The sequence below is a fragment of the Herbaspirillum sp. Her2 genome, assembly GCF_057961375.1.
In genome coordinates this window covers 2,024,298-2,044,995 of record NZ_CM176331.1, presented here as the reverse complement: position 1 = coordinate 2,044,995, position 20,698 = coordinate 2,024,298, and the positions used below count along the sequence as shown (strand labels likewise).

19 protein-coding genes and 1 tRNA gene are annotated in these 20,698 nt (G+C 62.4%); 13 read left to right on the top strand and 7 right to left on the bottom strand.

Annotation, left to right across the window (positions count from 1 at the left end):
• Window positions 1-155 precede the first annotated feature (155 nt).
• The 6 genes from rph to sodC all read left to right on the top strand — a co-directional run bounded on the left by rph (window position 156) and on the right by sodC (window position 7,084).
• Window positions 156-884, top strand: coding sequence for a ribonuclease PH (gene rph, locus ACWHXP_RS09240; protein ID WP_039788342.1), 729 nt, complete (start codon window positions 156-158; stop codon window positions 882-884).
• 153 nt (window positions 885-1,037) lie between these two features.
• On the top strand, window positions 1,038-1,628 hold the full coding sequence (rdgB, locus tag ACWHXP_RS09235) for an RdgB/HAM1 family non-canonical purine NTP pyrophosphatase (RefSeq protein ID WP_489633963.1): 591 nt from the start codon (window positions 1,038-1,040) through the stop codon (window positions 1,626-1,628).
• Window positions 1,625-2,869 carry a radical SAM family heme chaperone HemW gene (gene hemW, locus ACWHXP_RS09230; protein ID WP_489625384.1) on the top strand — a complete coding sequence of 415 codons (1,245 nt, stop codon included), beginning with the start codon at window positions 1,625-1,627 and terminating at the stop codon, window positions 2,867-2,869. The genes rdgB and hemW overlap by 4 nt, the downstream gene beginning before the upstream one ends.
• 141 nt (window positions 2,870-3,010) lie before the next feature.
• Entirely contained in the window at window positions 3,011-4,210 is a 1,200-nt protein-coding gene (locus ACWHXP_RS09225) for an EAL and HDOD domain-containing protein (protein WP_489625385.1), read from the top strand.
• 5 nt (window positions 4,211-4,215) lie between these two features.
• Window positions 4,216-6,288 carry a putative bifunctional diguanylate cyclase/phosphodiesterase gene (locus ACWHXP_RS09220; protein ID WP_489625549.1) on the top strand — a complete coding sequence of 691 codons (2,073 nt, stop codon included), beginning with the start codon at window positions 4,216-4,218 and terminating at the stop codon, window positions 6,286-6,288.
• A gap of 259 nt (window positions 6,289-6,547) precedes the next feature.
• Window positions 6,548-7,084: a superoxide dismutase family protein gene (gene sodC / locus ACWHXP_RS09215; protein WP_034335522.1), complete on the top strand. Its 537-nt coding sequence runs from the start codon at window positions 6,548-6,550 to the stop codon at window positions 7,082-7,084.
• A gap of 264 nt (window positions 7,085-7,348) precedes the next feature.
• Here sodC and ACWHXP_RS09210 read toward each other — a convergent pair.
• The 3 genes from ACWHXP_RS09210 to ACWHXP_RS09200 form a co-directional block, all read right to left on the bottom strand.
• A tRNA-Ser gene (locus ACWHXP_RS09210) sits at window positions 7,349-7,442 on the bottom strand.
• A gap of 143 nt (window positions 7,443-7,585) precedes the next feature.
• Complete coding sequence (locus tag ACWHXP_RS09205; RefSeq protein ID WP_006462578.1) at window positions 7,586-8,839, bottom strand: aspartate kinase; 1,254 nt, start codon at window positions 8,837-8,839, stop codon at window positions 7,586-7,588.
• Window positions 8,840-9,367: 528 nt separating this feature from the next.
• On the bottom strand, window positions 9,368-9,646 hold the full coding sequence (locus tag ACWHXP_RS09200) for a DUF4148 domain-containing protein (RefSeq protein ID WP_489625386.1): 279 nt from the start codon (window positions 9,644-9,646) through the stop codon (window positions 9,368-9,370).
• A 250-nt stretch (window positions 9,647-9,896) separates the two neighbouring features.
• On the opposite strand from ACWHXP_RS09200, the gene ACWHXP_RS09195 reads away from it, so the two are divergent.
• Window positions 9,897-10,808, top strand: coding sequence for a LysR family transcriptional regulator (locus ACWHXP_RS09195; protein WP_489633964.1), 912 nt, complete (start codon window positions 9,897-9,899; stop codon window positions 10,806-10,808).
• Between the two features lie 37 nt (window positions 10,809-10,845).
• Here ACWHXP_RS09195 and ACWHXP_RS09190 read toward each other — a convergent pair whose 3' ends face one another.
• A complete protein-coding gene (locus ACWHXP_RS09190; protein WP_034329278.1) occupies window positions 10,846-11,274 on the bottom strand; it encodes a thioredoxin family protein in 429 nt (142 codons plus the stop codon).
• A gap of 111 nt (window positions 11,275-11,385) precedes the next feature.
• On the opposite strand from ACWHXP_RS09190, the gene tsaB reads away from it, so the two are divergent.
• From tsaB to ACWHXP_RS09170, 4 genes are read left to right on the top strand one after another with little or no spacing between them, the layout of a single operon-like run.
• Window positions 11,386-12,105, top strand: a complete 720-nt coding sequence (tsaB, locus tag ACWHXP_RS09185) for a tRNA (adenosine(37)-N6)-threonylcarbamoyltransferase complex dimerization subunit type 1 TsaB (protein ID WP_286867423.1) — start codon at window positions 11,386-11,388, stop codon at window positions 12,103-12,105.
• Entirely contained in the window at window positions 12,102-12,599 is a 498-nt protein-coding gene (gene rimI / locus ACWHXP_RS09180; protein ID WP_310835541.1) for a ribosomal protein S18-alanine N-acetyltransferase, read from the top strand. Before tsaB ends, rimI begins: the two co-directional genes overlap by 4 nt.
• Window positions 12,596-13,615, top strand: coding sequence for a uracil-DNA glycosylase (locus tag ACWHXP_RS09175; RefSeq protein WP_489633965.1), 1,020 nt, complete (start codon window positions 12,596-12,598; stop codon window positions 13,613-13,615). The genes rimI and ACWHXP_RS09175 overlap by 4 nt, the downstream gene beginning before the upstream one ends.
• A 13-nt stretch (window positions 13,616-13,628) precedes the next feature.
• Window positions 13,629-14,639, top strand: a complete 1,011-nt coding sequence (locus ACWHXP_RS09170; protein WP_489633966.1) for a DUF1853 family protein — start codon at window positions 13,629-13,631, stop codon at window positions 14,637-14,639.
• 33 nt (window positions 14,640-14,672) lie between these two features.
• On the opposite strand, the gene lplT is transcribed toward ACWHXP_RS09170, so the two are convergent.
• Window positions 14,673-15,944 (bottom strand): lysophospholipid transporter LplT, encoded by a 1,272-nt coding sequence (lplT, locus tag ACWHXP_RS09165; RefSeq protein ID WP_121039922.1) that lies wholly within the window; start codon window positions 15,942-15,944, stop codon window positions 14,673-14,675.
• A gap of 268 nt (window positions 15,945-16,212) precedes the next feature.
• On the opposite strand from lplT, the gene alr reads away from it, so the two are divergent.
• Window positions 16,213-17,292 carry an alanine racemase gene (gene alr / locus ACWHXP_RS09160; protein ID WP_489625390.1) on the top strand — a complete coding sequence of 360 codons (1,080 nt, stop codon included), beginning with the start codon at window positions 16,213-16,215 and terminating at the stop codon, window positions 17,290-17,292.
• An 83-nt stretch (window positions 17,293-17,375) separates the two neighbouring features.
• Window positions 17,376-18,761, top strand: a complete 1,386-nt coding sequence (radA, locus tag ACWHXP_RS09155) for a DNA repair protein RadA (protein WP_489633967.1) — start codon at window positions 17,376-17,378, stop codon at window positions 18,759-18,761.
• Window positions 18,762-18,773: 12 nt separating this feature from the next.
• Here the strand turns inward: radA and ACWHXP_RS09150 are convergent, their stop codons facing one another.
• Entirely contained in the window at window positions 18,774-19,343 is a 570-nt protein-coding gene (locus tag ACWHXP_RS09150) for a flagellar protein FlhE (RefSeq protein WP_489625392.1), read from the bottom strand.
• Window positions 19,336-20,697 carry a sensor histidine kinase gene (locus tag ACWHXP_RS09145; protein WP_204725417.1) on the bottom strand — a complete coding sequence of 454 codons (1,362 nt, stop codon included), beginning with the start codon at window positions 20,695-20,697 and terminating at the stop codon, window positions 19,336-19,338. The genes ACWHXP_RS09150 and ACWHXP_RS09145 overlap by 8 nt, the downstream gene beginning before the upstream one ends.
• Window position 20,698 lies beyond the last annotated feature (1 nt).

Sequence of the window (20,698 nt, the reverse complement as noted above, 5' to 3'; positions counted from 1 at the left end):
CCTGTGCGGCCTGCCCGGGTGCCACCCGGTCGGAGCCCGCATTTTAATGAAGTTTCGCGGCGCCGCGCTATCAAAAACATCAAACCGGCGGTTTTGGGGGCCAATTGGCCGCCCGCCATCCGCCCAGCCTCGCCCAGACCAAGACAAGGATCACCATGACAGCTTCCCATCGCCCCAGCGGCCGCAGCGTTTCGCAATTGCGCGACGTGCGCCTGACCCGCCAGTACACCAAGCACGCCGAAGGCTCGGTGCTGGTCGAGTTCGGGGACACCCGCGTGCTCTGCACCGCCTCCATCGAGGAAAAGGTCCCCGGCTTCCTGAAGGGCAAGGGCCAGGGTTGGCTCACCGCCGAATACGGCATGCTGCCGCGCTCCACACATACCCGCATGGACCGCGAAGCCGCCAAGGGCAAGCAATCCGGCCGTACCCAGGAAATCCAGCGCCTGATCGGCCGCGCCCTGCGCGCCGCCTTTGACCTGGAAGCCTTCGGCGAACGCACCCTGCAGCTGGACTGCGACGTGCTGCAAGCCGATGGCGGCACGCGCACCGCCGCCATCACCGGCGCCATGGTGGCCGCCTATGACGCCTTCAACGTGCTGAAGTCGCGCGGCCTGATCGAAACCATTCCGGTCAAGCAGTTCGTGGCCGCGATTTCGGTCGGCGTCTACCAGGGCGTCCCGGTGCTCGATCTGGATTACCTGGAAGACTCGGATTGCGATACCGACATGAATGTGGTCATGACCGACGGCGGCCATTTCGTCGAAGTGCAGGGCACCGCCGAAGGCGCCGCCTTCGACCGCGCCACCCTCAACAACCTGCTGGACCTGGCCCAGCAGGGCATCGCCACGCTCAACGGCTTGCAGAAGCAGGCCCTGGGCCTGTAATCCCCGGCCACGCCGCGGCGCAAATCGCCGTACAATGCCGCCTAGAAGCGATATGAACAAAAACGCCATGTGCCGCACCGACATGGCGTTTTTCATTGGGGCGCAGCGGCTGTCATGCCCATCCCGTGCGCCTCGCCAAGATCAGGACCAGACATGCAACCCAAGCAAAAGATCGTGATGGCGTCCAACAACGCCGGCAAACTGAAGGAATTCGCCAGTCTCCTGGGCGACATCGGACTGGACGTGCGCCCGCAAGGCGAATTCGACGTGCCCGAAGCGGAAGAACCCTTCGGCACCTTCGTCGAGAATGCCCTGACCAAGGCCCGCCACGCCGCCCGCCTGACCGGTCTGCCGGCCCTGGCCGATGATTCCGGTGTGTGCGTGAATGCCCTGGGCGGTGCGCCCGGAGTCTATTCCGCCCGCTACGCCGGCGAGCCCAAGTCGGATGCCAACAACAACGCCAAGCTCATCGCCGATCTGGCAGCCCATGCCGACAAGTCCGCCTATTACTACTGCGTGCTGGTCTACGTGCGCCATGCCGACGATCCGCAACCGGTCATCGCCGATGGCGTCTGGAAGGGCGAGATCATCGACCAGCCGCGCGGCCAGGGCGGCTTCGGCTATGACCCGTATTTCCTGCTGCCCTCCCTGGGCAAGACGGCCGCTGAACTGACGGCCGCCGAGAAGAATGCCGTCTCGCACCGTGGCCAGGCCTTGCGTGCCTTGTTCGAGAAGCTGGCATGATCCCCATCAAGCCGATCCCGGCCGATATCCCGCCTGGCCAGGCGGCCAGCGGCCCGGCTCAGGCCGCGCTGGCCTTCCTGAAGCCCGGCAGCCTGCAGCTGACGGCTTTGCCGCCGCTGTCGCTGTACGTGCATTTCCCGTGGTGCGTGCGCAAGTGCCCGTATTGCGACTTCAATTCCCATGAGGTCAAGGGCAGTTTCCCTGAAGAAGCTTATCTGGATGCCCTGCGCAGCGACCTGGAGCAGTCGCTGCCGCTGATCTGGGGCCGCAAGATCCATACGATCTTCATCGGTGGCGGCACGCCCAGCCTGCTGTCGGCCGCCGGTCTGGATCGCTTGCTGTCGGACCTGCGCACCTTGCTGCCCTTCGATGGCGACATCGAGATCACCATGGAAGCCAATCCGGGAACGTTTGAAGCCGACAAGTTCCGCTCCTACCGGGATAGCGGCATCAGCCGCCTGTCGATCGGTATCCAGAGCTTCAACGGCCAGCACCTGCATGCCCTGGGCCGCATCCATGATGGCGACCAGGCGCGCAAGGCGGTGGAGATCGCGCAGGCCAACTTCGACAATTTCAACCTCGACCTGATGTACGCGCTGCCGCAGCAGACGCTGGCAGAGGCCAAGTCCGACATCGAAACGGCCATCGCCTTCGCGCCGCCGCACCTGTCGCTGTATCACCTGACGCTGGAGCCCAACACGCTCTTCGCCAAGTATCCGCCGCCGGTGCCGGATGACGATGCCAGCGCCGACATGCAGGACATGATTGCCGAGCTGACCACGGCTGCCGGTTACGTCAACTATGAGGTCTCAGCCTATGCCCAGCCCAAGCGGCGCGCCCGCCACAACCTCAATTACTGGCAATTCGGGGACTACCTGGGCATCGGCGCGGGGGCGCATTCCAAGCTCTCGTTCCCGCACCGCATCGTGCGCCAGATGCGTTACAAGCATCCCCAGTCCTACCTGGAGCATGCCAAGGCCGGCACGCCTGTCCAGGAAGAAGCGGAAATCGGCCGCGATGCCCTGGGCTTCGAATTCATGCTCAACGCCTTGCGCCTGACGGAAGGATTCTCACCGAATCTCTTCGCCGAGCGGACCGGCATGAGCCTGAACCAGATCGAAAAATCACTGAATCTGGCCGAGCAAAAAGGCATGTTGTATCGCGATCACGCTTTGATCCGGCCGACCGATCTTGGGCGTCGTTTTCTCAATGATTTGCAGGAAATTTTCTTGTCAGAATAAACCCATGTTGCAAGGTGGCTTTTATCGGGTATATTTAGAAAAAATTTAATTTTAATTAAGTATTCTGCTGGGAAACTTGTTAATATTTTTTTAACATTGCAGAGCGTCTCAGCAAATAATGCGGCGCGCCACGATAAAAATATGGCTGTTCAGGATAAAAGCGTTCCATTCCCACTCGTGTTTTTGCAGCCCGTCGCGGACGTCCACCACGTCTGGACAGCGCTGTCCTTGCATATTTCACCTGCGGTCGAAGACGACAATGCCTTGCTGTCTCGCCTGTTCAATGAGTTCGATCTGCATGATGCACTGGGCGGACTGAGCTGCATCATCCCGGTGCGTGATCCTGCGGTCTTCGCGCCGGAATTCCGGCAAGAGATCCCGCAAGGGCAGCTCGCATTGCGCGTGCCGGTGGAGCATTGTGTGGACCCGGGCAAGATCGATGCGCTGGACTGGCTCTACAGCCGCGGCTTCGCCATCATCGCCGATGGCTTGCCGGCGCAGGGCGCGAGCGTTTTTCCCTTTGTCGAATCGATGGCGCTGGACGCCGGGGTGGGGCACCTGCCTGAAACCGGGTATTGGCTGCACCGCCTGCGTGGACCGCACTTGGCCGAGAACGTGGGCGATGCCGTTCAGTTTGATGCCTGCCGGGTGGAAGGTTTCCGCTGGTTCTCGGGCGACTATGCCTTGCATCCCGACAGCCGCCTGTCGCAAAAAAATTCCATTTCCCGTGCGCGCCTGTTGAAATTGCTGGAGCTGGTGGCACGCGACGCCGATGCCAATGAACTGGAATCCCTGCTGAAGCAGGACCCGGCCTTGTCCTATCAGCTCTTCAAGCTGGTCAGCTCGGCCGCCTTCGGTTTCTCGGCCCATATCACCAATTTCACCCAGGCCATCAACCTGCTGGGCCGCCGCCAGCTGCAGCGCTGGCTGCAGTTGCTGCTGTACGCACGCTTCCCCGGCGACGAGTCCGCCAATCCGCTGCTGCCGCGTGCCGCGGCGCGCGCGGCGATGATGGAATCGATGGCGCAGAAGGTGGACTGCACCCAGGAAGAACTGGACCGCGCCTTCATCACCGGCATGTTCTCGCTGCTGGATATTTTGCTGGGCATGCCGCTCAACGACATCATCGAGCCGCTCAAGCTTCCGGTGGATATCGTCAATGCGCTGGTGTACCGTACCGGCCGGCTGGGCAAACTGCTGAACGTGGTCGAGCGCTCCGAAGATGGCCGCATTCCGCTGCGTCATGTCGACCTTGATGCAGCCGGTCTCGATGCCGAGGTGTATTGCCGTTGTCTGATCCAGGCCTTCAATTGGGCCACGCGCGTCAGCACTGAGGCGTGATGACAATGATTTCCTCCGTGGGCACTGACGATCTGGCATGCTGTTCGGCACTGCTGGACGCCATGCAGAACCTGCAGGGCATGGCCTTGCATGCGGCACTCGGAGGGATTGCATCCGGTTTCCTCAAGCGTCCCGGTGGCCGCTATGTGGTCAGCCCGCCGCCGGAGTCGGCCAGCGGGCTGTGCCAGGTGGTGGAGCATGAGGGCGCGCGCTTCGGCCACTTCGTCTTTCCGGCGCTGACCCGCCCCTATACCGAACTGGAACGCACGCGTCTGGCGATGCTGGCGGCTTTCCTAGGCCGCCTGATGCAGCGCCGCGCCGAGACCGACAAGCGCGCCCGTTCGCTGGACCAGATCGAAGCCAAGCTGGAGCAGCAGGCGCAGATCCTCAATCAGATGCACGAGTCGGTCATCACCATGGATCCGGCCGGTTTCATCACCAGCTGGAACCGTGGGGCCGAGCAGCTGTTCGGCTACAGCGCGCTGGAAGCCATCGGCCGCAACGTGCTGTTCCTCTACGAGAACGAAGAGGAAGAGGATTCGCTACACGACCTGTTCCTGGAGCAGGGTGGCCGCGAGATGGAGGTGCGTCGCCGCAAGAAGTCCGGCGAGGTGTTCTGGGCCAGTCTGTCGCTGTCCGTGATGCGTGACCAGCACGGCCATCCGATTGGCCTGATCGGCTATCTCAACGACATCACCGAACGCAAGAACGCCGAAAAGCTGATCCATCATCTGGCCTACTACGATGCCCTGACCGGACTACCCAACCGCACCTTGCTCACCCGCACCGTGGATCAGGCGCTGACCGAAGCCCGGCATGAGAACATGCACGGCTGCGTGATGTTCATCGACCTGAACCGCTTCAAGCCCATCAACGACACGCTGGGCCACGTGGCCGGCGACATGTTGCTGGTGGAAGTGGCGATCCGCCTGCGCCGCGCCTTGCGCGAGCAGGATGTGGTGGCACGCCTGGGGGCGGATGAATTCGCGGTGGCGCTGTTCGACATCGACAAGGATTACCATCCCGGCTTTGTCGCCCAGAAGCTGCTGGCCGTGTTTGATGATCCGTTCTTCATCGACGGCCATGAGCTGCGCGTGGGGGCCAGCATTGGCGTGAGCATGTACCCGGAAGACGCGACCGATACCGAAACCCTGCTGCGCCTGGCTGACATCGCCATGTACCGGGCCAAGCAGGGTGGCGACAACAACGAAAACGGCTACGTCTATTACAGCGAAGAGATGAATCGCAACACGCTGGACTTGTTGCGCATCGAAACCGGTTTGCTGCACGCCTTCGAATACAACGAATTGCTGCTGTACTACCAGCCCAAGGTGGATATGAACACCTTGGCGATCACCGGTGGCGAGGCCCTGGTGCGCTGGCAGCATCCGGAGCGCGGATTGCTTTTGCCGGGTGAGTTCATCCCGATTGCTGAAGAAACAGGCTTGATTGTGCAGTTGAGCGATTGGGTGCTGGACGCAGTATGCCGCCAGGCGCGCTCGTGGAGGGATGCCGGCCTGGCTCCGATCCGCATCGCCCTGAACGTGACGGCGCGCGAATTCACCCGTTCGCTGCCGGACCGCGTGCGTGCGGCGCTGAACCGCCATTCGCTCAGTGGCGACTGGCTGGAGCTGGAAATCACCGAGAGCATGCTGATGCACAGCACCGATCGCGTCATTTCCATCATGGAAAAGATCTGCAGCCTGGGCATCACGATTTCGCTGGATGACTTCGGGACCGGCTATTCCAGTCTCTCGTACCTGAAGCGCTTCCCCATCAATACGCTCAAGATCGACCGTTCCTTCACCATGGGCATTCCGGACGATACCAATGACTGCGCCATCGCCAGCGCCATCATCGGCATTGCCAAGCAATTGCGCCACAAGGTTATCGCCGAAGGGGTGGAGACGCAGAAGCAATTCAACTTCCTGCGCGAAGCCGGTTGCAATGAATTGCAGGGCTATATCTTCTCGCGCCCGATTCCGGCGGTGGATTTCCACGCCATGCTGCTGGAGGGGCGCAAGCTCAACTTTGTGCCGGAAATGCCGGCTTCCGCTGAAGACCTTCCTGATCAATAAGGCTGGCAGCCGGTGCGTGGTGTTGCGCTGCCCGGCAACTGGCTGCTTCTCTTCCAGATTCCCCTGTTGTCCTGCGCCGGATGCGGTCCTATGCTGAAGGCCGTGTTGCGAGAGATTTAATCCCTTCGGGCATTCTCTCGAAGTTTTTCGGTCTGATGGGAGAATATTGTCCAGATATCATCAGCAATTTTTCAGGTTTTCGGCGTACTGCCGTGTCAGTGCCTATTCTTCACCTTTCAACCAACGAAGGAGAACGATCATGAAACGACGTATTGCACAGCTGGCCTTGCTGGCCTGCGCATCTGCGGCTTCGGCTGCCATGGCTGCCGAAGCGCCGCTCAAGGTGGCGCTGAACCTGGTCAACGCGCAAGGGGTGGCGTCCCCGGCGGGCGAGGTGACCATCAGCGAGACGCCTTATGGGCTGCTGTTCCAGCCGGCCTTGTCGGGCTTGCCGGCGGGCGTGCATGGCTTCCATGTGCACCAGAATGCCTCCTGCGCGCCGCTGGAGAAGGATGGAAAGATGGAGCCGGCGCTGGCCGCCGGTGGGCATTGGGATCCGCAAAAGACTGGCAAGCATGAAGGTCCCTATGGCGAAGGTCATCTGGGCGACTTGCCGGCCTTGTATGTCACGGCCGATGGCAAGGCAGAGAACCCGGTCCTGGCCCCGCGCCTGAAGACGCTGGCCGAAGTGCGCGGACATGCGCTGATGGTGCATGTGGGCGGGGATAATCACTCGGATCATCCGGCTCCGCTGGGTGGTGGGGGTGTGCGACTGGCGTGCGGGGTGATTCAGTAAGCGTTCGTCCTGACATGCCATCAGGATGTGGATCAGGAAGTGCGTTCTAGCGGGCGCACTTCCTGTTCGATCCGCGCGCCGTGGTCACGCTGCTTGACCTTCAGATGGAGGGGTATTTGCCGGTTCAGTCAGGACCCAATCAGCAGCGAGAATTAAAGTTGCCCTGAACGAGTCGGTGCAAGCGGGGATTTTTTGAGTAAGAGATAAAGCCGGAAGGGGAAATGAAAAACGGGTCCATCAGGACCCGTTTTTCATTTGAAGCTTTGGCGGAGACGGAGGGATTCGAACCCTCGATACAGGTTTAAGCCCGTATGCTTCCTTAGCAGGGAAGTGCCTTCGACCACTCGGCCACGTCTCCACACTGAAGGCTGTTATCGCATTGCTGCGTTGCCTCAGCGAAGACCGAGATAATATCTTCTCATTTGCATCCGGTCAACAGTGGTCTTGCAAAAAATCACTGTTTTTTCACCGGTGCGGTCTTCGCTTTGCGCGGTGCGTGATTTACTTGGCGCTGTCCAGGTCAAAGGCCTTGTGCAGGGCGCGCACGGCCAGTTCCATGTACTTCTCGTCGATCAGCACCGAGATCTTGATTTCCGAGGTGGAGATCATCTGGATGTTCACGCCTTCTTCCGACAGCGTGCGGAACATCTGCGAAGCGATGCCGACGTGGCTGCGCATGCCCACGCCGACCACCGAGACCTTGGAGACCTTGGTGTCGCCATTGATGGCGGCTGCACCGATGTGTGCCTTGACGCTGCTGTTGAGTACTTCCACAGCCTTGGCATATTCGGCGCGCGGCACGGTGAAGGTGAAGTCGGTCTTGCCTTCCACCGACTGGTTCTGGATGATCATGTCCACTTCGATGTTGGCGTCGGCCACCGGGCCCAGGATCTGGTAGGCGATGCCCGGACGGTCGGGTACGCCCAGCACGGTAATCTTGGCTTCGTCGCGGCTGAAGGCGATGCCGGTGATGGTTGCTTGTTCCATGTTCTTGTCTTCCTCAAACGAAATCAGGGTGCCGGAGGCGGCTTCTTCGGCCAGCGGCGTGAGCGGGTCGGTCAGCGACGACAGCACGCGGGTCGGCATCTTGTAGTTGCCGGCGAATTCCACGGAGCGGATCTGCAGGACCTTGGAACCCAGGGACGCCATTTCCAGCATCTCCTCGAAGGTCACGGTCTTCAGGCGCCGGGCATCGCTCACCACGCGCGGGTCGGTGGTGTAGACACCATCCACGTCGGTGTAGATCAGGCATTCCGCCGCCTTGATGGCAGCGGCCACGGCCACGGCCGAGGTGTCCGAGCCGCCACGGCCCAGGGTGGTGATGTTGCCGTCGGCGTCCACGCCCTGGAACCCGGTGATCATGACGATCTTGCCAGCGTTCAGATCCTTGCGGACCTTGGCGTCATCGATGGAGCGGATGCGCGCCTTGGTGAAGGCCGAGTCGGTCTTGATGGGGACTTGCCAGCCGGCGTAGGAGACGGCTTGCTTGCCCAGCGCCTGCAGGGCGATGGCCAGTAGCGCCACCGAGACCTGTTCGCCGGTCGAGGCCAGCATGTCCAGTTCGCGGCCGTCGGGCTGGGCCATGATTTCCTTGGCCATGCCCAGCAGGCGGTTGGTTTCACCAGACATCGCCGAAGGCACGACAACGATCTGATGGCCGGCGTCGTGCCATTTGGCAACGCGCTTTGCGACATTCTGGATGCGCTCGATTGAGCCCATCGAGGTGCCGCCGTATTTGTGAACGTATAAAGCCATAGGGGATAAAAAAAGGTGGCCCGACTTTGACAAGAAAACCCTGAGCCAGGCGGGAAGGAACAAACCCTTGACTTTACATGCGGTGCGCCAAAATCTCAAGGAAAAGCTCGGTTTGACAAGGTTTTCCGGGGATTTTTGCATGTCGCATCGCAGCAAAAAAGCGCATTGAATGCATCAGTCATGCACGATCTGGCCGGCTCATGCGGTGAGAATGCACGTCACTTGCGGCCAGGGCGCGATCAGTGAAAAAAGAAGGGGAGCCAAACGTGGGGAGGAGGGAGGCTGGTGCACCAGCTGTCATGCGCCCGGCAAGACGTGGCGGCATGGCAGGTGGTGCTGCGGTACGGGGACTGCGGTACTGCGGGTAGTGCGTTGCTGCGGTATAGCTTCATCCTGGCACGGTGGTTCGGACGCAGGCGGTCGGCATTCGTTCGCGTTCATTCACGTTCAACGCGGGGCATGCGCCGGTGCGGAACACTGCCGTGGCGGAATCGGTCCATCCGGACATCGGATGCGGATCGGTTCCGATCAAGCGCCGCTATACAGGCTTTGTGCTGCGCTGTTGGCTTGTTGCGCCTGGTTGGCGACATCCTGGCGGCTCAGTTGCGAGGGGGCTTGGCGGATGATGGGATATTCATTGCGCGTGGCGATCTCGTGATTGGCTTGAGCGCGTTGCAGTTCGGCCTTGACGTCAGCACGGGTCTGGGTCGAGTGGAACGGGGTTTCCGGCGGATACGGAGCTTCAGCCATGGCGGCACCAGCAGCGGCGAGCAGGGAGGCGGCAACGATGATGTTCTTGATGTTCATGATAATGTCCTCTGTTTGGGTAAGTGGGGGTTGCTCTTCTCCAGGGCCGGCGAGTCGCGGGAGTGATCCATGCTCTCCTTGTGGGAAAGCCCACTCGTGGGCGACCTGGTGGAGCCGGTCAGCGCGATCTTTGTTGCTTTGTTGCGTTGCGCTAACCGATGACTGAAGTGTAAATATTGCGAAGACGAAGAAAAATAGGTTTAATCGGAATTGACTATTTCTCTTTGTGGAACAATCAGGGGCTTGAAAAATGGATCGTCTGCAATCAATGCGGGTGTTTGCAAAGGTGGTGGAGCAGGGCAGTTTCGTGCGTGCCGCCGAGTTGCTGGACATTTCCAATGCGGTGGCAACCCGTTTCATCGCCGATCTGGAGGCACACCTGGGGACCCGCCTGCTCAATCGCTCGACCCGCCGCCTCTCGCTTACGGAGGCCGGGCAGGCCTATCTGGAGCGGGTTCACATGATCCTGGCCGAGGTCGATGATGCCGAAGCGCTGGTATCCATGGAAACCAAACGTCCGGCCGGGACGCTGGCGATTTATTCCAATGCCGGTTTCGGCCAGTCGCAACTGGGCGAGATGCTGGCTGCCTATGCCGGGATCTATCCTGACGTGGGGCTGGACGTCTATCTGTCCGACCGCTCCATCGACCTGGTGGAGGAAGGCATCGATATCGGTTTCTTCAGCAGCATGCAAAAGTTCGATGCCAGCATGATCGTGCGACAGCTGGGTGTAGCCAAGGTGATCCTTTGTGCTTCACCTGCCTACCTGGAGTGCGCCGGAGCGCCCGCACAGCCCGAAGACCTGTCGCGCCACAGCTGCCTGAACTTCTCGCATGAATATTTGCGCCATCACTGGCATGTCAATACTGAGGCCGGCGTGATGGATGTGCCCATCGTCAGCAAGGTGGTCTCCAACAGCGGCGTGCTTTTGCGTGACCTGGCACTGGCTGGCATGGGTATCGTGCTGCGGCCCTCCTACTCGCTGGGCGATGACCTGCGCTGCGGCAAGCTGGTGCAGGTGCTGCCCGGCTTTGACATGGGGCAGGTGGTGATTTCGATGGTGTATCCGAGCCGCCGGCTGCTGTCGGCCAAGGTGCGCAGTTTCGCCGATTTCATCAGTGCGCGCTTCCCGCACCCGGAAACCGATCCCTGGCTGACCTGAAGTACGCAACCAGAAGCGACGCGCGTTGAGGGAAACTTCAGCCGATCACATCAGCCAGCTTGTCCAGCAGGCTGCAATCTTCCTGCCAGGTGCGGCGCTCGGCGGAACTGGCGGCTTCACGTTGCAGGTCGGCGTCGCTCTTGTCGACCTGGGCCAGCAGGATGCGCTCGGCCAGGCGGGTGTCCGGTTCCATGGGGCCGAAGAAGGCGACCGTGGCACCGCGCTCGATCAGGAGGGTAGGGAAGTTGTCGATGTCGAGATCGCCGACCAGGTCGGCCTGGTCCTCGATATCGATCCACACGAAGTGATGCTGCGGATAGCGGGCCGCCCAGGCCTGGAAGGCGGCTTCATATTCACGGCAGCTGCCGCACCAGTTCGCGCACAGGCAGGCCACGACCCAGGTGTCGTTGCGAAGCGCCTCGGCGAGCGGGCGGCGGTTGGTTTGGTCTAATTTCTGGTAGGACATGGCGCGCTTATTTTACCCCCTTCGGCGCGAAGGGTTTTGCGCTGCCGCACAAAGGCTCACCTTAGATGCGAACGCACCGAACAATTGCGCGCCGCACGGTAAAATAGCGGGATGTCCACGATTCTTGCCATTGAAACCTCCACCGAGCTGGCCTCGGCGGCCTTGCTCTACCAGGGCGAACTGATTGCGCGCCAGTCTGCTGGTACCCAGACGCACTCGGACGCCATCCTTCCCATGATCCAACAATTGCTGGCCGATGCCGGCCTGGCGCTGTCGCAATGCGATGCGCTGGCCTTTGGCGTGGGCCCCGGCTCCTTCACCGGCGTGCGCACGGCGTGCGGCGTGGTGCAGGGGCTGGCCTTTGGCTGTGACCGTCCGGTGGTCCCGGTGGTGACTCTGGAAGCGGCGGCCCAAGCCTGCCGTGATGAAAATCCGCAGGCCAGCGATGTGCTGGCCATCCTCGATGCCCGCATGGGTGAAGTCTATTGGGCGCGCTACCGCGCCCGTACCGATGGCGGTTGGGAGACGCTTGCCGAACCGGCCCTGTCGTCTGCCGCTCAGGTACCGGTCGAAGGCCGCCCCCATGCCTGCGGCAATGGTTTGTCGGTGTATGCCGAGCATTTCAGCGCCAACTTCTGCACGGCCGCCTTCGCCAGTGTGCAGCCACAGGCGATGCCCCATGCGCGCCAGGTGGCGACGCTGGGACAGGTGCATTTCAGCGCCGGCCTGGCCTTGCCGGCACAGCAGGCGCAGCCGCTCTATCTGCGTAACAAGGTGGCCCTGACCACGGCCGAGCGCGAAGTGCGCGATGCGGCCAAGGGTGTGGCATGAGCGAGCAACTGGCCGTGCCGCTGCCTGTCTCGCATCCGCGTTACGGGCGGCTGCAATTTGCGGCCATGGGCGCGAGTGACCTGGATGCGGTGGTCAGGATCGAAGAGGCCGTCTACTCCCATCCCTGGACGCGCGGCAATTTTCAGGATTCGCTCTACAGCGGCTACCAGGCGCAGACCCTGCGGGATGCCCACGGCGAATTGCTGGGCTACTTCCTGGTGATGCTGGCCGTGGATGAAGCCCATCTGCTCAATATCAGCGTGGCCGCCCTGCATCAGCATCAGGGCCTGGGCCGCATGCTGCTGGACCAGGCGACCGGGCTGGCACGCCAGCACCACATGCGGACCATGTTGCTGGAGGTACGTGAGTCCAACGTGCATGCCGCCAAGGTCTATCGCCAGTACGGCTTTACTGAAATCGGGCGGCGCAAGAATTACTATCCCGCCGCCAACCAGACCCGAGAAGGGGCTATCGTCATGAGTCTGCCCTTATGAATGAAGAATTGAAACAAGATCCGGGCTTCGGCTCCTCCCTGGCCCTGCTGGATGCGCTGGGCATTGGCCCGGTCTGGGTGCGGCGTGAGCTGGCGGTGGAAGAGGTGCAGGCCGCGCAGGCGGAAGTACCTGCTCAGGAAACGGCCGCGGCCGTGCCCGCTGCCCCTGTCGACGCGCCCAAGGTCATCGCGCCTGAACCCGTCGTGGCTCAATCCAGGCCGCCCGTCGCTGCTCCGGTGGTGCAACCGTCCACGCCTGCTGCTCGTCCGGCTCCCGCCGCCCCCGCTCGTCCGCGTGCGCCGGTCGATGAAGACGGCGGCCCGCCTTCCTGGCTGGACGAGATGGACTTCGGTACTGCGCTGGAACCGATGCTGATCCCGGACGGCGACGACGAGGAAGACGCCCCGGCCGTTGACCCCATGATTGCCCGCATCAAGGCCATGGACTGGCCGCAGCTCAAGCAGCAGGTTGCTGAGTGCCGCCGCTGCGGGCTGTGCGAAGGCCGCAAGAATACCGTCTTCGGCGTAGGCGATGAAAAGGCCAAGTGGCTCTTCATCGGCGAAGGCCCGGGCCGCAACGAGGATCAGCAGGGCGAACCCTTCGTCGGCCCTGCCGGCAAGCTGCTGGACAACATGCTGCTGTCCATGGGCGTCAAGCGCGGTGAGAATGCCTACATCGCCAACATCGTCAAATGCCGTCCCACCGACGACAACGGCCGCGACCGTCCGCCCTCGCCGCAGGAAGTGGCCTCCTGCCTGCCTTATCTGCAGCGCCAGATCGAACTGATCCAGCCGACCGTGCTGGTAGCACTGGGCAAGACGGCAGCCATTTCGCTGCTGGGCATGGATCCGGCCACGCCGGTTTCGCGTCTGCGCGGCACGCTGCATCGCTATCAGGACCTGCCGCTGGTGGTGACCTACCACCCGGCCTATCTGCTGCGCACGCTCACCGACAAGAGCAAGGCCTGGGCCGACCTGTGCCTGGCCATGAGCACTTACGCTGCGCAAGCCCGCTGAAGCGATGGCCGGCATGGACCTGAGCTCGCATCAGGCGCGTTTCCACCAGCGCTGGCCCGATCTGCGGGATCCGCACGTGCGCGCACTGGCCTGGCTGTTGTATGCGCCCGATCTGCTGGCGCCGGAGGCCGTCTGCTGGGAGGGCCGGGTCGCCACGCTGGGCCAGCTGTCACCCGAGGTGGCCGGCTGGCTGCACGACCTGCAATACGATCCGGCCATCAATGCCACCTTGCACGCCCACCTGGCGCAACAGCCATCAGGACGCCTGGGCCGGTACGCCGAAAAGCTGCTCGGTTTCTATCTGCGCCAGCAGGACTGCCTGGTCGCCGCCAATTTGCAGGTCCGCAATCAGGGACCGACGCGAGAAACACTCGGCGAATTCGATTTCCTGATCCGTTCCCCCGAGGCGGAGAACGACGGCGGCGTCGTGCATTGGGAGTTCGCCACCAAGTTCTATCTCTTGCAGGCGCGGGAGCTGGCCGCCACGGCGCAGGCGGATGCCTTCGTCGGTCCCAACCTGGCCGATTCGCTGGGCCGCAAGATGCGCAAGATCATGCAGCAGCAACTGAAGCTTTCCGAACATCCGGCCGCCCAGGCGGTACTGCCGGCTCCTGTGGTGGCGGCGCGCGCCTTGGTCAAGGGATGGCTGTTCTACCCGCTGGGTGCGGCGCTGAGCTTGCCGCCCACCATGGGCATTGCTGCCGATCATTGCCGGGGATTCTGGTGTGATGCGGCCTCGCTGCCGCGTATTGAAGAAGAGACGATGTGCTATGCCGTCCTGCCGCGCCTGTCCTGGCTGGCACCGGCGCGCCTTCCAGCCGGGCAGGGCATGACCCTGGCACAGCTGCGGAGCACCTTGGAAGACATGTTCAGTGCCGACGACAGTCCGGTCATGGTGGCGCAATGCCGCCTGCATCGGAGTGCTGAGCCGGAATGGCTGGAAGTGATGCGCGGCTTCGTCGTGCCGCCGCAGTGGGAAGCGCGTGCCGCCGCAACGGTGCAGCACGCCGTCGTGCCGGTCTGAACCGCCGGTCCAGACCTTCAATCCATCTTGAAATCAGTGGTGGGGATGCTTGTCCTCGCCGATCAGCGCCAGCGAGTCATGCTCGCGCTGGTTGGCGGCATGGCGGCGCATGATGAGATACATGATGCCGGCCACGAAGGAGCCGAAGATGATGATGACGGTATTCACATCCAGGTTCATGCGCACCATGAAGGCATACAGCACCAGCATGGTCAGCACCGAGAGGTTCTCGTTGAAGTTCTGGACGGCAATCGAATGGCCTGCGCTCATGAGCACGTGGCCGCGATGCTGCAGCAGGGCGTTCATCGGCACCACGAAGTAGCCCGACAGTGCGCCCACGATCACCAGCAGCGGATAGGCCACCCACACCGAGGTGGTGGTGGTCATCAGCATTACCACGATGCCCATGATGATGCCCAGCGGCATGACGGTCAGTGATTTTTTCAGCGGCACGAAACGGGCGGCGGCTACCGCGCCCAGAGCTACGCCTACGGCGACGATGCCCTGCAGGATGGCGGCCTTGTCCAGCGGCATGTGCAGCGACTTTTCCGCCCATTTCAGAACGATGAACTGCAATGTCGCCCCGGCGCCCCAGAAGAGCGTGGTCACGGCCAGCGAGATCTGGCCCAGCTTGTCCTTCCACAGGGTGGTGAAGCAGCCGGCGAAATCGACGATGAGGCGGATGGGATTGCGTTCCTGATGCTCGTAGCGGGCACCGGTATCAGGAATGTAGAAGTTGAAGAGGGCGGCGACGATGTAGATGCAGGAGATGATGCACAGGGCCGCTTCGGTGGGGGTGTCAATGGGCAGGTCGACCATCGGGAAGTCGAAGCTGAGGATCACCGCTGAAATCTTGGGATTGACCAGCGCCCCTCCAAGGACCGTGCCCATGATGATGGAGCCCACCGTCAGCCCCTCGATCCAGCCGTTGGCCGCGACCAGTTTTTCCGGCGGCAGCAGTTCGGTGAGGATCCCGTACTTGGCCGGTGAATAGGCCGCTGCACCGAAGCCGACCACGGCATACGCCAGCAGAGGATGCACGGTAAAGAACATGAGGGAACAACCGACGATCTTGATCATGTTGGTGATCAACATGACCTTGCCCTTGGGGAAGGCGTCGGCGAACGCACCCACGAAGGCCGCCAGCAGCACATAGGAAAGCACGAAAAACAGCTTCAGCAGCGGGGTCATCCACGCTGGCGAATGCATTTCGGCAAGTAGGGCGATGGCGGCGATCAGCAGCGCGTTATCGGCGAGCGACGAAAAGAACTGCGCCGCCATGATGGTATAGAAACCGCGATTCATCCCTGTCCAAGATGTATAACAAATGATGTCCGGGTAGCTTTATACCATGAAACCATGCACGCTCCGTCATAAGTCAAACCATAAAGATGTTCGTCCGGTAAAATGCCCGCTTGTTCCCCGCTGGACAAAAACTTCCGGGCGAACCGCGACAGGCAGGCCCATGGCGGCCTTGCTGCTCGCCGTGCGCATTGCCAGCCGAGATCGGCCGTTCGCCTACCCGCGAAGGCCCTCTGTGAGCCATCTGCCCTCGTTACTGCCACTGGATATCATGCCAAGACCGATCGTCGCTTCCATCAGCATTTCCGCACTTCAACACAATCTTGCCGTCGCCCGCGCCCATGCGCCCAACGCCCGCGTCTGGGGGGTACTCAAGGCCAATGGCTACGGTCACGGGCTGGAACGCGCCATGCGCGGTTTCGCCGATGCCGACGGCCTGGCGCTGGTCGAACCGGATTATGCCGTTCGCCTGCGCGAGCTGGGCTGGACCAAGCCCATCCTGTTGCTGGAAGGGTTCTTCGATGCCGAGGACCTGCCAGTGCTGGCCCGCCACGACATCCAGTTTGCCGTGCATTGCGATGAGCAGATCGCGCTTTTGGAACAATTCGTCACCGACGCCGCCTTCCATGTGCACCTGAAGATGAACAGCGGCATGAACCGCCTGGGTTTCAAGCCCGAGGCCTTTCACGCCGCCCATGCGCGCGTGAGCAAGATCGCCAGCGTGCGCAGCATCACCATGATGACCCACTTCGCCAATGCCGACGATGCGCTCAACCCGTCCTTGCCGCTCTCCGAGCAGGTACGCCGCTTCCAGGCCGGCACCGAAGGGCTGCCCGGCGCGCGCAGCCTTTGCAATTCCGCTGCCGACCTGATGCATGGCGAACTGGCCCATGACTGGGTGCGCCCCGGCATCATGCTGTACGGCGCTACCCCGGGCGGTGGCAGTGCCGCCGACTTTGGCCTGCGCGCGGCGATGACGCTGGAAAGCCAGATCATCGGCGTGCAGGACATCCCCACGGGTGAAGCCATCGGCTACGGCAGCCGCTTCGTGGCGGACAAGCCGATGCGTATCGGTGTGGTCGCCTGCGGCTATGCGGACGGCTATCCGCGCCATGCGCCGACAGGCACGCCCGTGCTGGTCGACGGTATCAAGACCGGCACCGTCGGGCGGGTCTCGATGGACATGCTGTGCGTGGACCTGACCGAACTTCCCGGCGCGAGTGTCGGCAGCCGCGTCGAGCTGTGGGGCCGGCAATTGCCCATCGATGAGGTTGCCTTTGCGGCGGGTACCATCGGATATGAACTGATGTGCGCACTGGCCCCACGGGTGGCGGTGCGTGAAGTGGACTGAACGAAAAAAGATGAACCTCCTGACAGATTTCCGGGAAGTTTCAGCAGGCATACCCAGGTAGAGCAGAAAGCAGCAAGGCGACGATGGCGAAGGTCAAGACCAATTACACCTGTACCGAATGCGGCGGGGTCAGCAACAAATGGGCCGGCCAGTGTCCGGCCTGCGGCCAGTGGAATACCCTGGTCGAGACGCTGGTGGAGAGCGGTGGCGGGAATCGCTATTCGTCGACCCCGCAAAGCCTGGCGCAGACCGCACCGGTACTGAGCCTGGCCGATATCGAAGCGATCGACGTGCCGCGCTTTGGTACTGGCATCGAGGAATTCGACCGCGTGCTGGGCGGTGGCCTGGTGCCGGGCGGAGTGGCGCTGATCGGCGGCGATCCCGGCATCGGCAAGTCGACCTTGCTGCTGCAGGCGCTGGCCAATATCTCCAAACTGAAGAAAGTGCTTTATGTGAGCGGCGAAGAGTCCGGCTCGCAGATCGCCTTGCGCGCCAAGCGCCTGGCAGTCGATGCCCGTGACTTGCAATTGCAGGCCGAGATCCAGCTGGAAAAGATCCTGGCGACCCTTGCCGAGCACAAGCCGGAAGTAGCCGTGATCGACTCGATCCAGACCGTCTACTCGGATGCCCTGACCTCGGCCCCCGGCTCGGTGGCCCAGGTGCGCGAATGTGCGGCGCAACTGACGCGGGTCGCCAAGACGTCCGGCATCACCATCATCATGGTCGGCCACGTGACCAAGGAAGGCGCGCTGGCCGGGCCCCGCGTGCTGGAGCACATCGTCGATACGGTGCTGTACTTCGAGGGCGATACCCACTCCAGCTTCCGCCTGGTGCGCGCCTTCAAGAACCGTTTCGGGGCGGTGAACGAATTGGGCGTCTTTGCGATGACCGAGAAGGGCCTGAAAGGGGTCTCCAACCCTTCGGCCCTGTTCCTTTCCCAGCACGAAAACCAGGTCCCCGGCTCCTGCGTCATGGTGACCCAGGAAGGCACGCGTCCGCTGCTGGTGGAAATCCAGGCCCTGGTGGACAGCTCGCACGTTCCCAATGCGCGCCGGCTGTCGGTCGGCCTGGAGCAGAACCGGCTGGCCATGCTGCTGGCGGTACTGCACCGTCATGCGGGGGTGGCCGCTTTCGATCAGGATGTCTTCATCAATGCAGTCGGCGGGGTGAAGATTACTGAACCCGCCGCCGACCTGGCGGTGCTCCTGGCGATCAATTCTTCGATGCGCAACAAGCCCTTGCCGCGTGGCCTGGTGGTGTTCGGGGAAGTCGGTCTGGCCGGAGAGATCCGTCCGGCGCCGCGCGGCCAGGAGCGCTTGCGCGAGGCCGCCAAGCTGGGCTTCTCCATTGCCGTGATCCCCAAGGCCAATGCGCCCAAGCAAGCCATCGAGGGCTTGAAGGTGATCGCGGTGGAACGGATCGATGACGCCTTGCAAAAGGCGCGCGATATCGACGACTACGCCGCCTGAAGCTGCTCCGGATCAGCCGGGCGTGTCGAAGGTGACGATGACCTGGTTGACTTCGCCCTTGATGGGGGGCTCGCCCGTGCGGGCCGTACCGCGCACGCCGTAATGCAGCTGGAAGGGCTGGCTGGCGTCGCGGCCATTGAAGAATTCGGTACTGCCGGCATTGGCCTGGCTTACGTCCCAGCATACCCCGGCATCCTTCCAGCACAGTTTGGCCTCGAAACCGGGCGGCTTGCTGGCCAGCGTATAGCGCCAGCTGACCTTGCGGATGATTGCGCCGGCCGGTATCTGTCCCACCACCTTGAATTGCGTGATGTAGTCGGCGTTGCGGGCGCGGATGTCCGGGCCTGGCTCGTCGGAAGCATAAGCCCCTGCCGGACCGCCCTGTGGCGGGGCAATGCTGAGCGGTGAGGGACCGTTTGGAATGACCGGCGAAATGATCACGATGGGACGCTTGCTGCCCTCACTGCCGGCAGCGGGCATGCTCAGGTTGCGATCCGCATAGGTCTGGGCCATGGCCAGGACGGGCAGGGCGGCTGCCAGCAGGCAGGGCAGGTGCCGCCAGTGGAGGGACCGCTCAGGCATGGCGGCGATGGCCCTTCAAGGGCAGGGAAATCTGGATCAGCAGGCCGCCGTGGGTGTCTTCATGTCCCTTCAACAGCAGCTTGCCATTGTGCTTGAGCACGATGCGGTTGACGATCGCCAGTCCGAGGCCGGAACCATTGGCCTGGCCGCGTGCGGTATCGAGCCGGGTGAAGGGGCGCAGCAGGCGTTCGCACTCGCTCTCGGGCACGCCCGAGCCATGGTCGAACACTTCCACCACCACCTGATGTCCTTCGATGCGGCTGCGCAGATGAATTTCTGCGCAGTCGGTGCCGGGGGTCTTGCCGTAGCGGCGCGCATTTTCGATCAGGTTGCTGAAGACACGCGCCAGCTCGGTGCCATTGCCGGCGACTTCGGTGGCGGGCGTGATCTCGGTAGTGAGCTTCACGTCCGACAGGCGCGCAGACTTGGCGGCCACATCTTCCAGCACGCCGGCCAGGTCGATGCTTTCCAGGCTGTTGGCATCGAATGGCTTCGCGTAGTCGAGGAACTGGCCGATGATGCTGTCCATCTGTGCCAGGTCCGAATGCATGCCGTCGCGCGATTCATCGGACAGGTTGGCCATCTCCACTTCCAGTTGCATGCGTGCCAGGGGCGTGCGCAGGTCGTGCGAGATGCCGGCCAGGATGAGGGCGCGATCCGATTCGATGCGATTGAGGTCGGCCACCATCTGGTTGAAGCTGCGGTTGGCTTCCTCGATCTCGGTCGGGCCGGATTCCGGCAGCGGCTCGGGCTGGCGGCCCTTGGCAATGGCGCGAGCGGCCGCCGTCAGCCGCGCCAGCGGCTGGTTGATGAGGGTGGAGATGAAGACCGCACCGATCAGCGACAGGAACAGCGCGATCGAGCCCCAGCCCAGCCATTGCAGGCCGGACGTGCGGTCCAGCCTTCCGCGGTCGAGCATCAGCCAGTATTGGTCATCGTCGATATTGAAACTGATCCAGAAGCCTTCCACTTCATTCACGCTGGAGGCGAAGATGGTGTTCTCATCCAGCGACTGGCGCACGTAGTACTCCAGTTCCGGGATGATGGGCGAGTCCTCGGGCGGGACGATGCGGTCGCTCTTTTCCAGCGGATAGATGCGGATACCTTCATTGCTGGCCAGGTCGAACAGCAGTTCCCGGCGCATCTCGGGGGCCGAGTGCGTCAGTGCCGCACGGGTGATGGTGACCACCGAGACGATCTGCGCGGCCAGCTGTTCCGCACGCGGTCCGCGTTCGACCATGCGAAAGCTGGCCACCCAGGCCACCATGCTGGCGGTGATCAGGAAGGTCAGGAGGAAGAAGGTGCGCCAGAACAGGCCGTTGCTGAACCATCCGGATTGAGGGCGGGTTTTCATC

Excerpts from the sequence above, each read along its gene's own strand:
- ACWHXP_RS09195 (WP_489633964.1), top strand. The coding sequence starts at position 9,897 with ATGGATCGTCTGCAATCAATGCGGGTGTTTGCAAAGGTGGTGGAGCAG.
- ACWHXP_RS09145 (WP_204725417.1), bottom strand. The coding sequence starts at position 20,697 with ATGAAAACCCGCCCTCAATCCGGATGGTTCAGCAACGGCCTGTTCTGG.
- tsaB (WP_286867423.1), top strand. The coding sequence starts at position 11,386 with ATGTCCACGATTCTTGCCATTGAAACCTCCACCGAGCTGGCCTCGGCG.
- lplT (WP_121039922.1), bottom strand. The coding sequence starts at position 15,944 with ATGAATCGCGGTTTCTATACCATCATGGCGGCGCAGTTCTTTTCGTCG.
- alr (WP_489625390.1), top strand. The coding sequence starts at position 16,213 with ATGCCAAGACCGATCGTCGCTTCCATCAGCATTTCCGCACTTCAACAC.
- hemW (WP_489625384.1), top strand. The coding sequence starts at position 1,625 with ATGATCCCCATCAAGCCGATCCCGGCCGATATCCCGCCTGGCCAGGCG.
- ACWHXP_RS09190 (WP_034329278.1), bottom strand. The coding sequence starts at position 11,274 with ATGTCCTACCAGAAATTAGACCAAACCAACCGCCGCCCGCTCGCCGAG.
- radA (WP_489633967.1), top strand. The coding sequence starts at position 17,376 with ATGGCGAAGGTCAAGACCAATTACACCTGTACCGAATGCGGCGGGGTC.
- ACWHXP_RS09200 (WP_489625386.1), bottom strand. The coding sequence starts at position 9,646 with ATGAACATCAAGAACATCATCGTTGCCGCCTCCCTGCTCGCCGCTGCT.
- ACWHXP_RS09175 (WP_489633965.1), top strand. The coding sequence starts at position 12,596 with ATGAATGAAGAATTGAAACAAGATCCGGGCTTCGGCTCCTCCCTGGCC.
- ACWHXP_RS09205 (WP_006462578.1), bottom strand. The coding sequence starts at position 8,839 with ATGGCTTTATACGTTCACAAATACGGCGGCACCTCGATGGGCTCAATC.
- sodC (WP_034335522.1), top strand. The coding sequence starts at position 6,548 with ATGAAACGACGTATTGCACAGCTGGCCTTGCTGGCCTGCGCATCTGCG.
- ACWHXP_RS09170 (WP_489633966.1), top strand. The coding sequence starts at position 13,629 with ATGGACCTGAGCTCGCATCAGGCGCGTTTCCACCAGCGCTGGCCCGAT.
- ACWHXP_RS09150 (WP_489625392.1), bottom strand. The coding sequence starts at position 19,343 with ATGCCTGAGCGGTCCCTCCACTGGCGGCACCTGCCCTGCCTGCTGGCA.
- rdgB (WP_489633963.1), top strand. The coding sequence starts at position 1,038 with ATGCAACCCAAGCAAAAGATCGTGATGGCGTCCAACAACGCCGGCAAA.
- rimI (WP_310835541.1), top strand. The coding sequence starts at position 12,102 with ATGAGCGAGCAACTGGCCGTGCCGCTGCCTGTCTCGCATCCGCGTTAC.
- ACWHXP_RS09225 (WP_489625385.1), top strand. The coding sequence starts at position 3,011 with ATGGCTGTTCAGGATAAAAGCGTTCCATTCCCACTCGTGTTTTTGCAG.
- ACWHXP_RS09220 (WP_489625549.1), top strand. The coding sequence starts at position 4,216 with ATGATTTCCTCCGTGGGCACTGACGATCTGGCATGCTGTTCGGCACTG.
- rph (WP_039788342.1), top strand. The coding sequence starts at position 156 with ATGACAGCTTCCCATCGCCCCAGCGGCCGCAGCGTTTCGCAATTGCGC.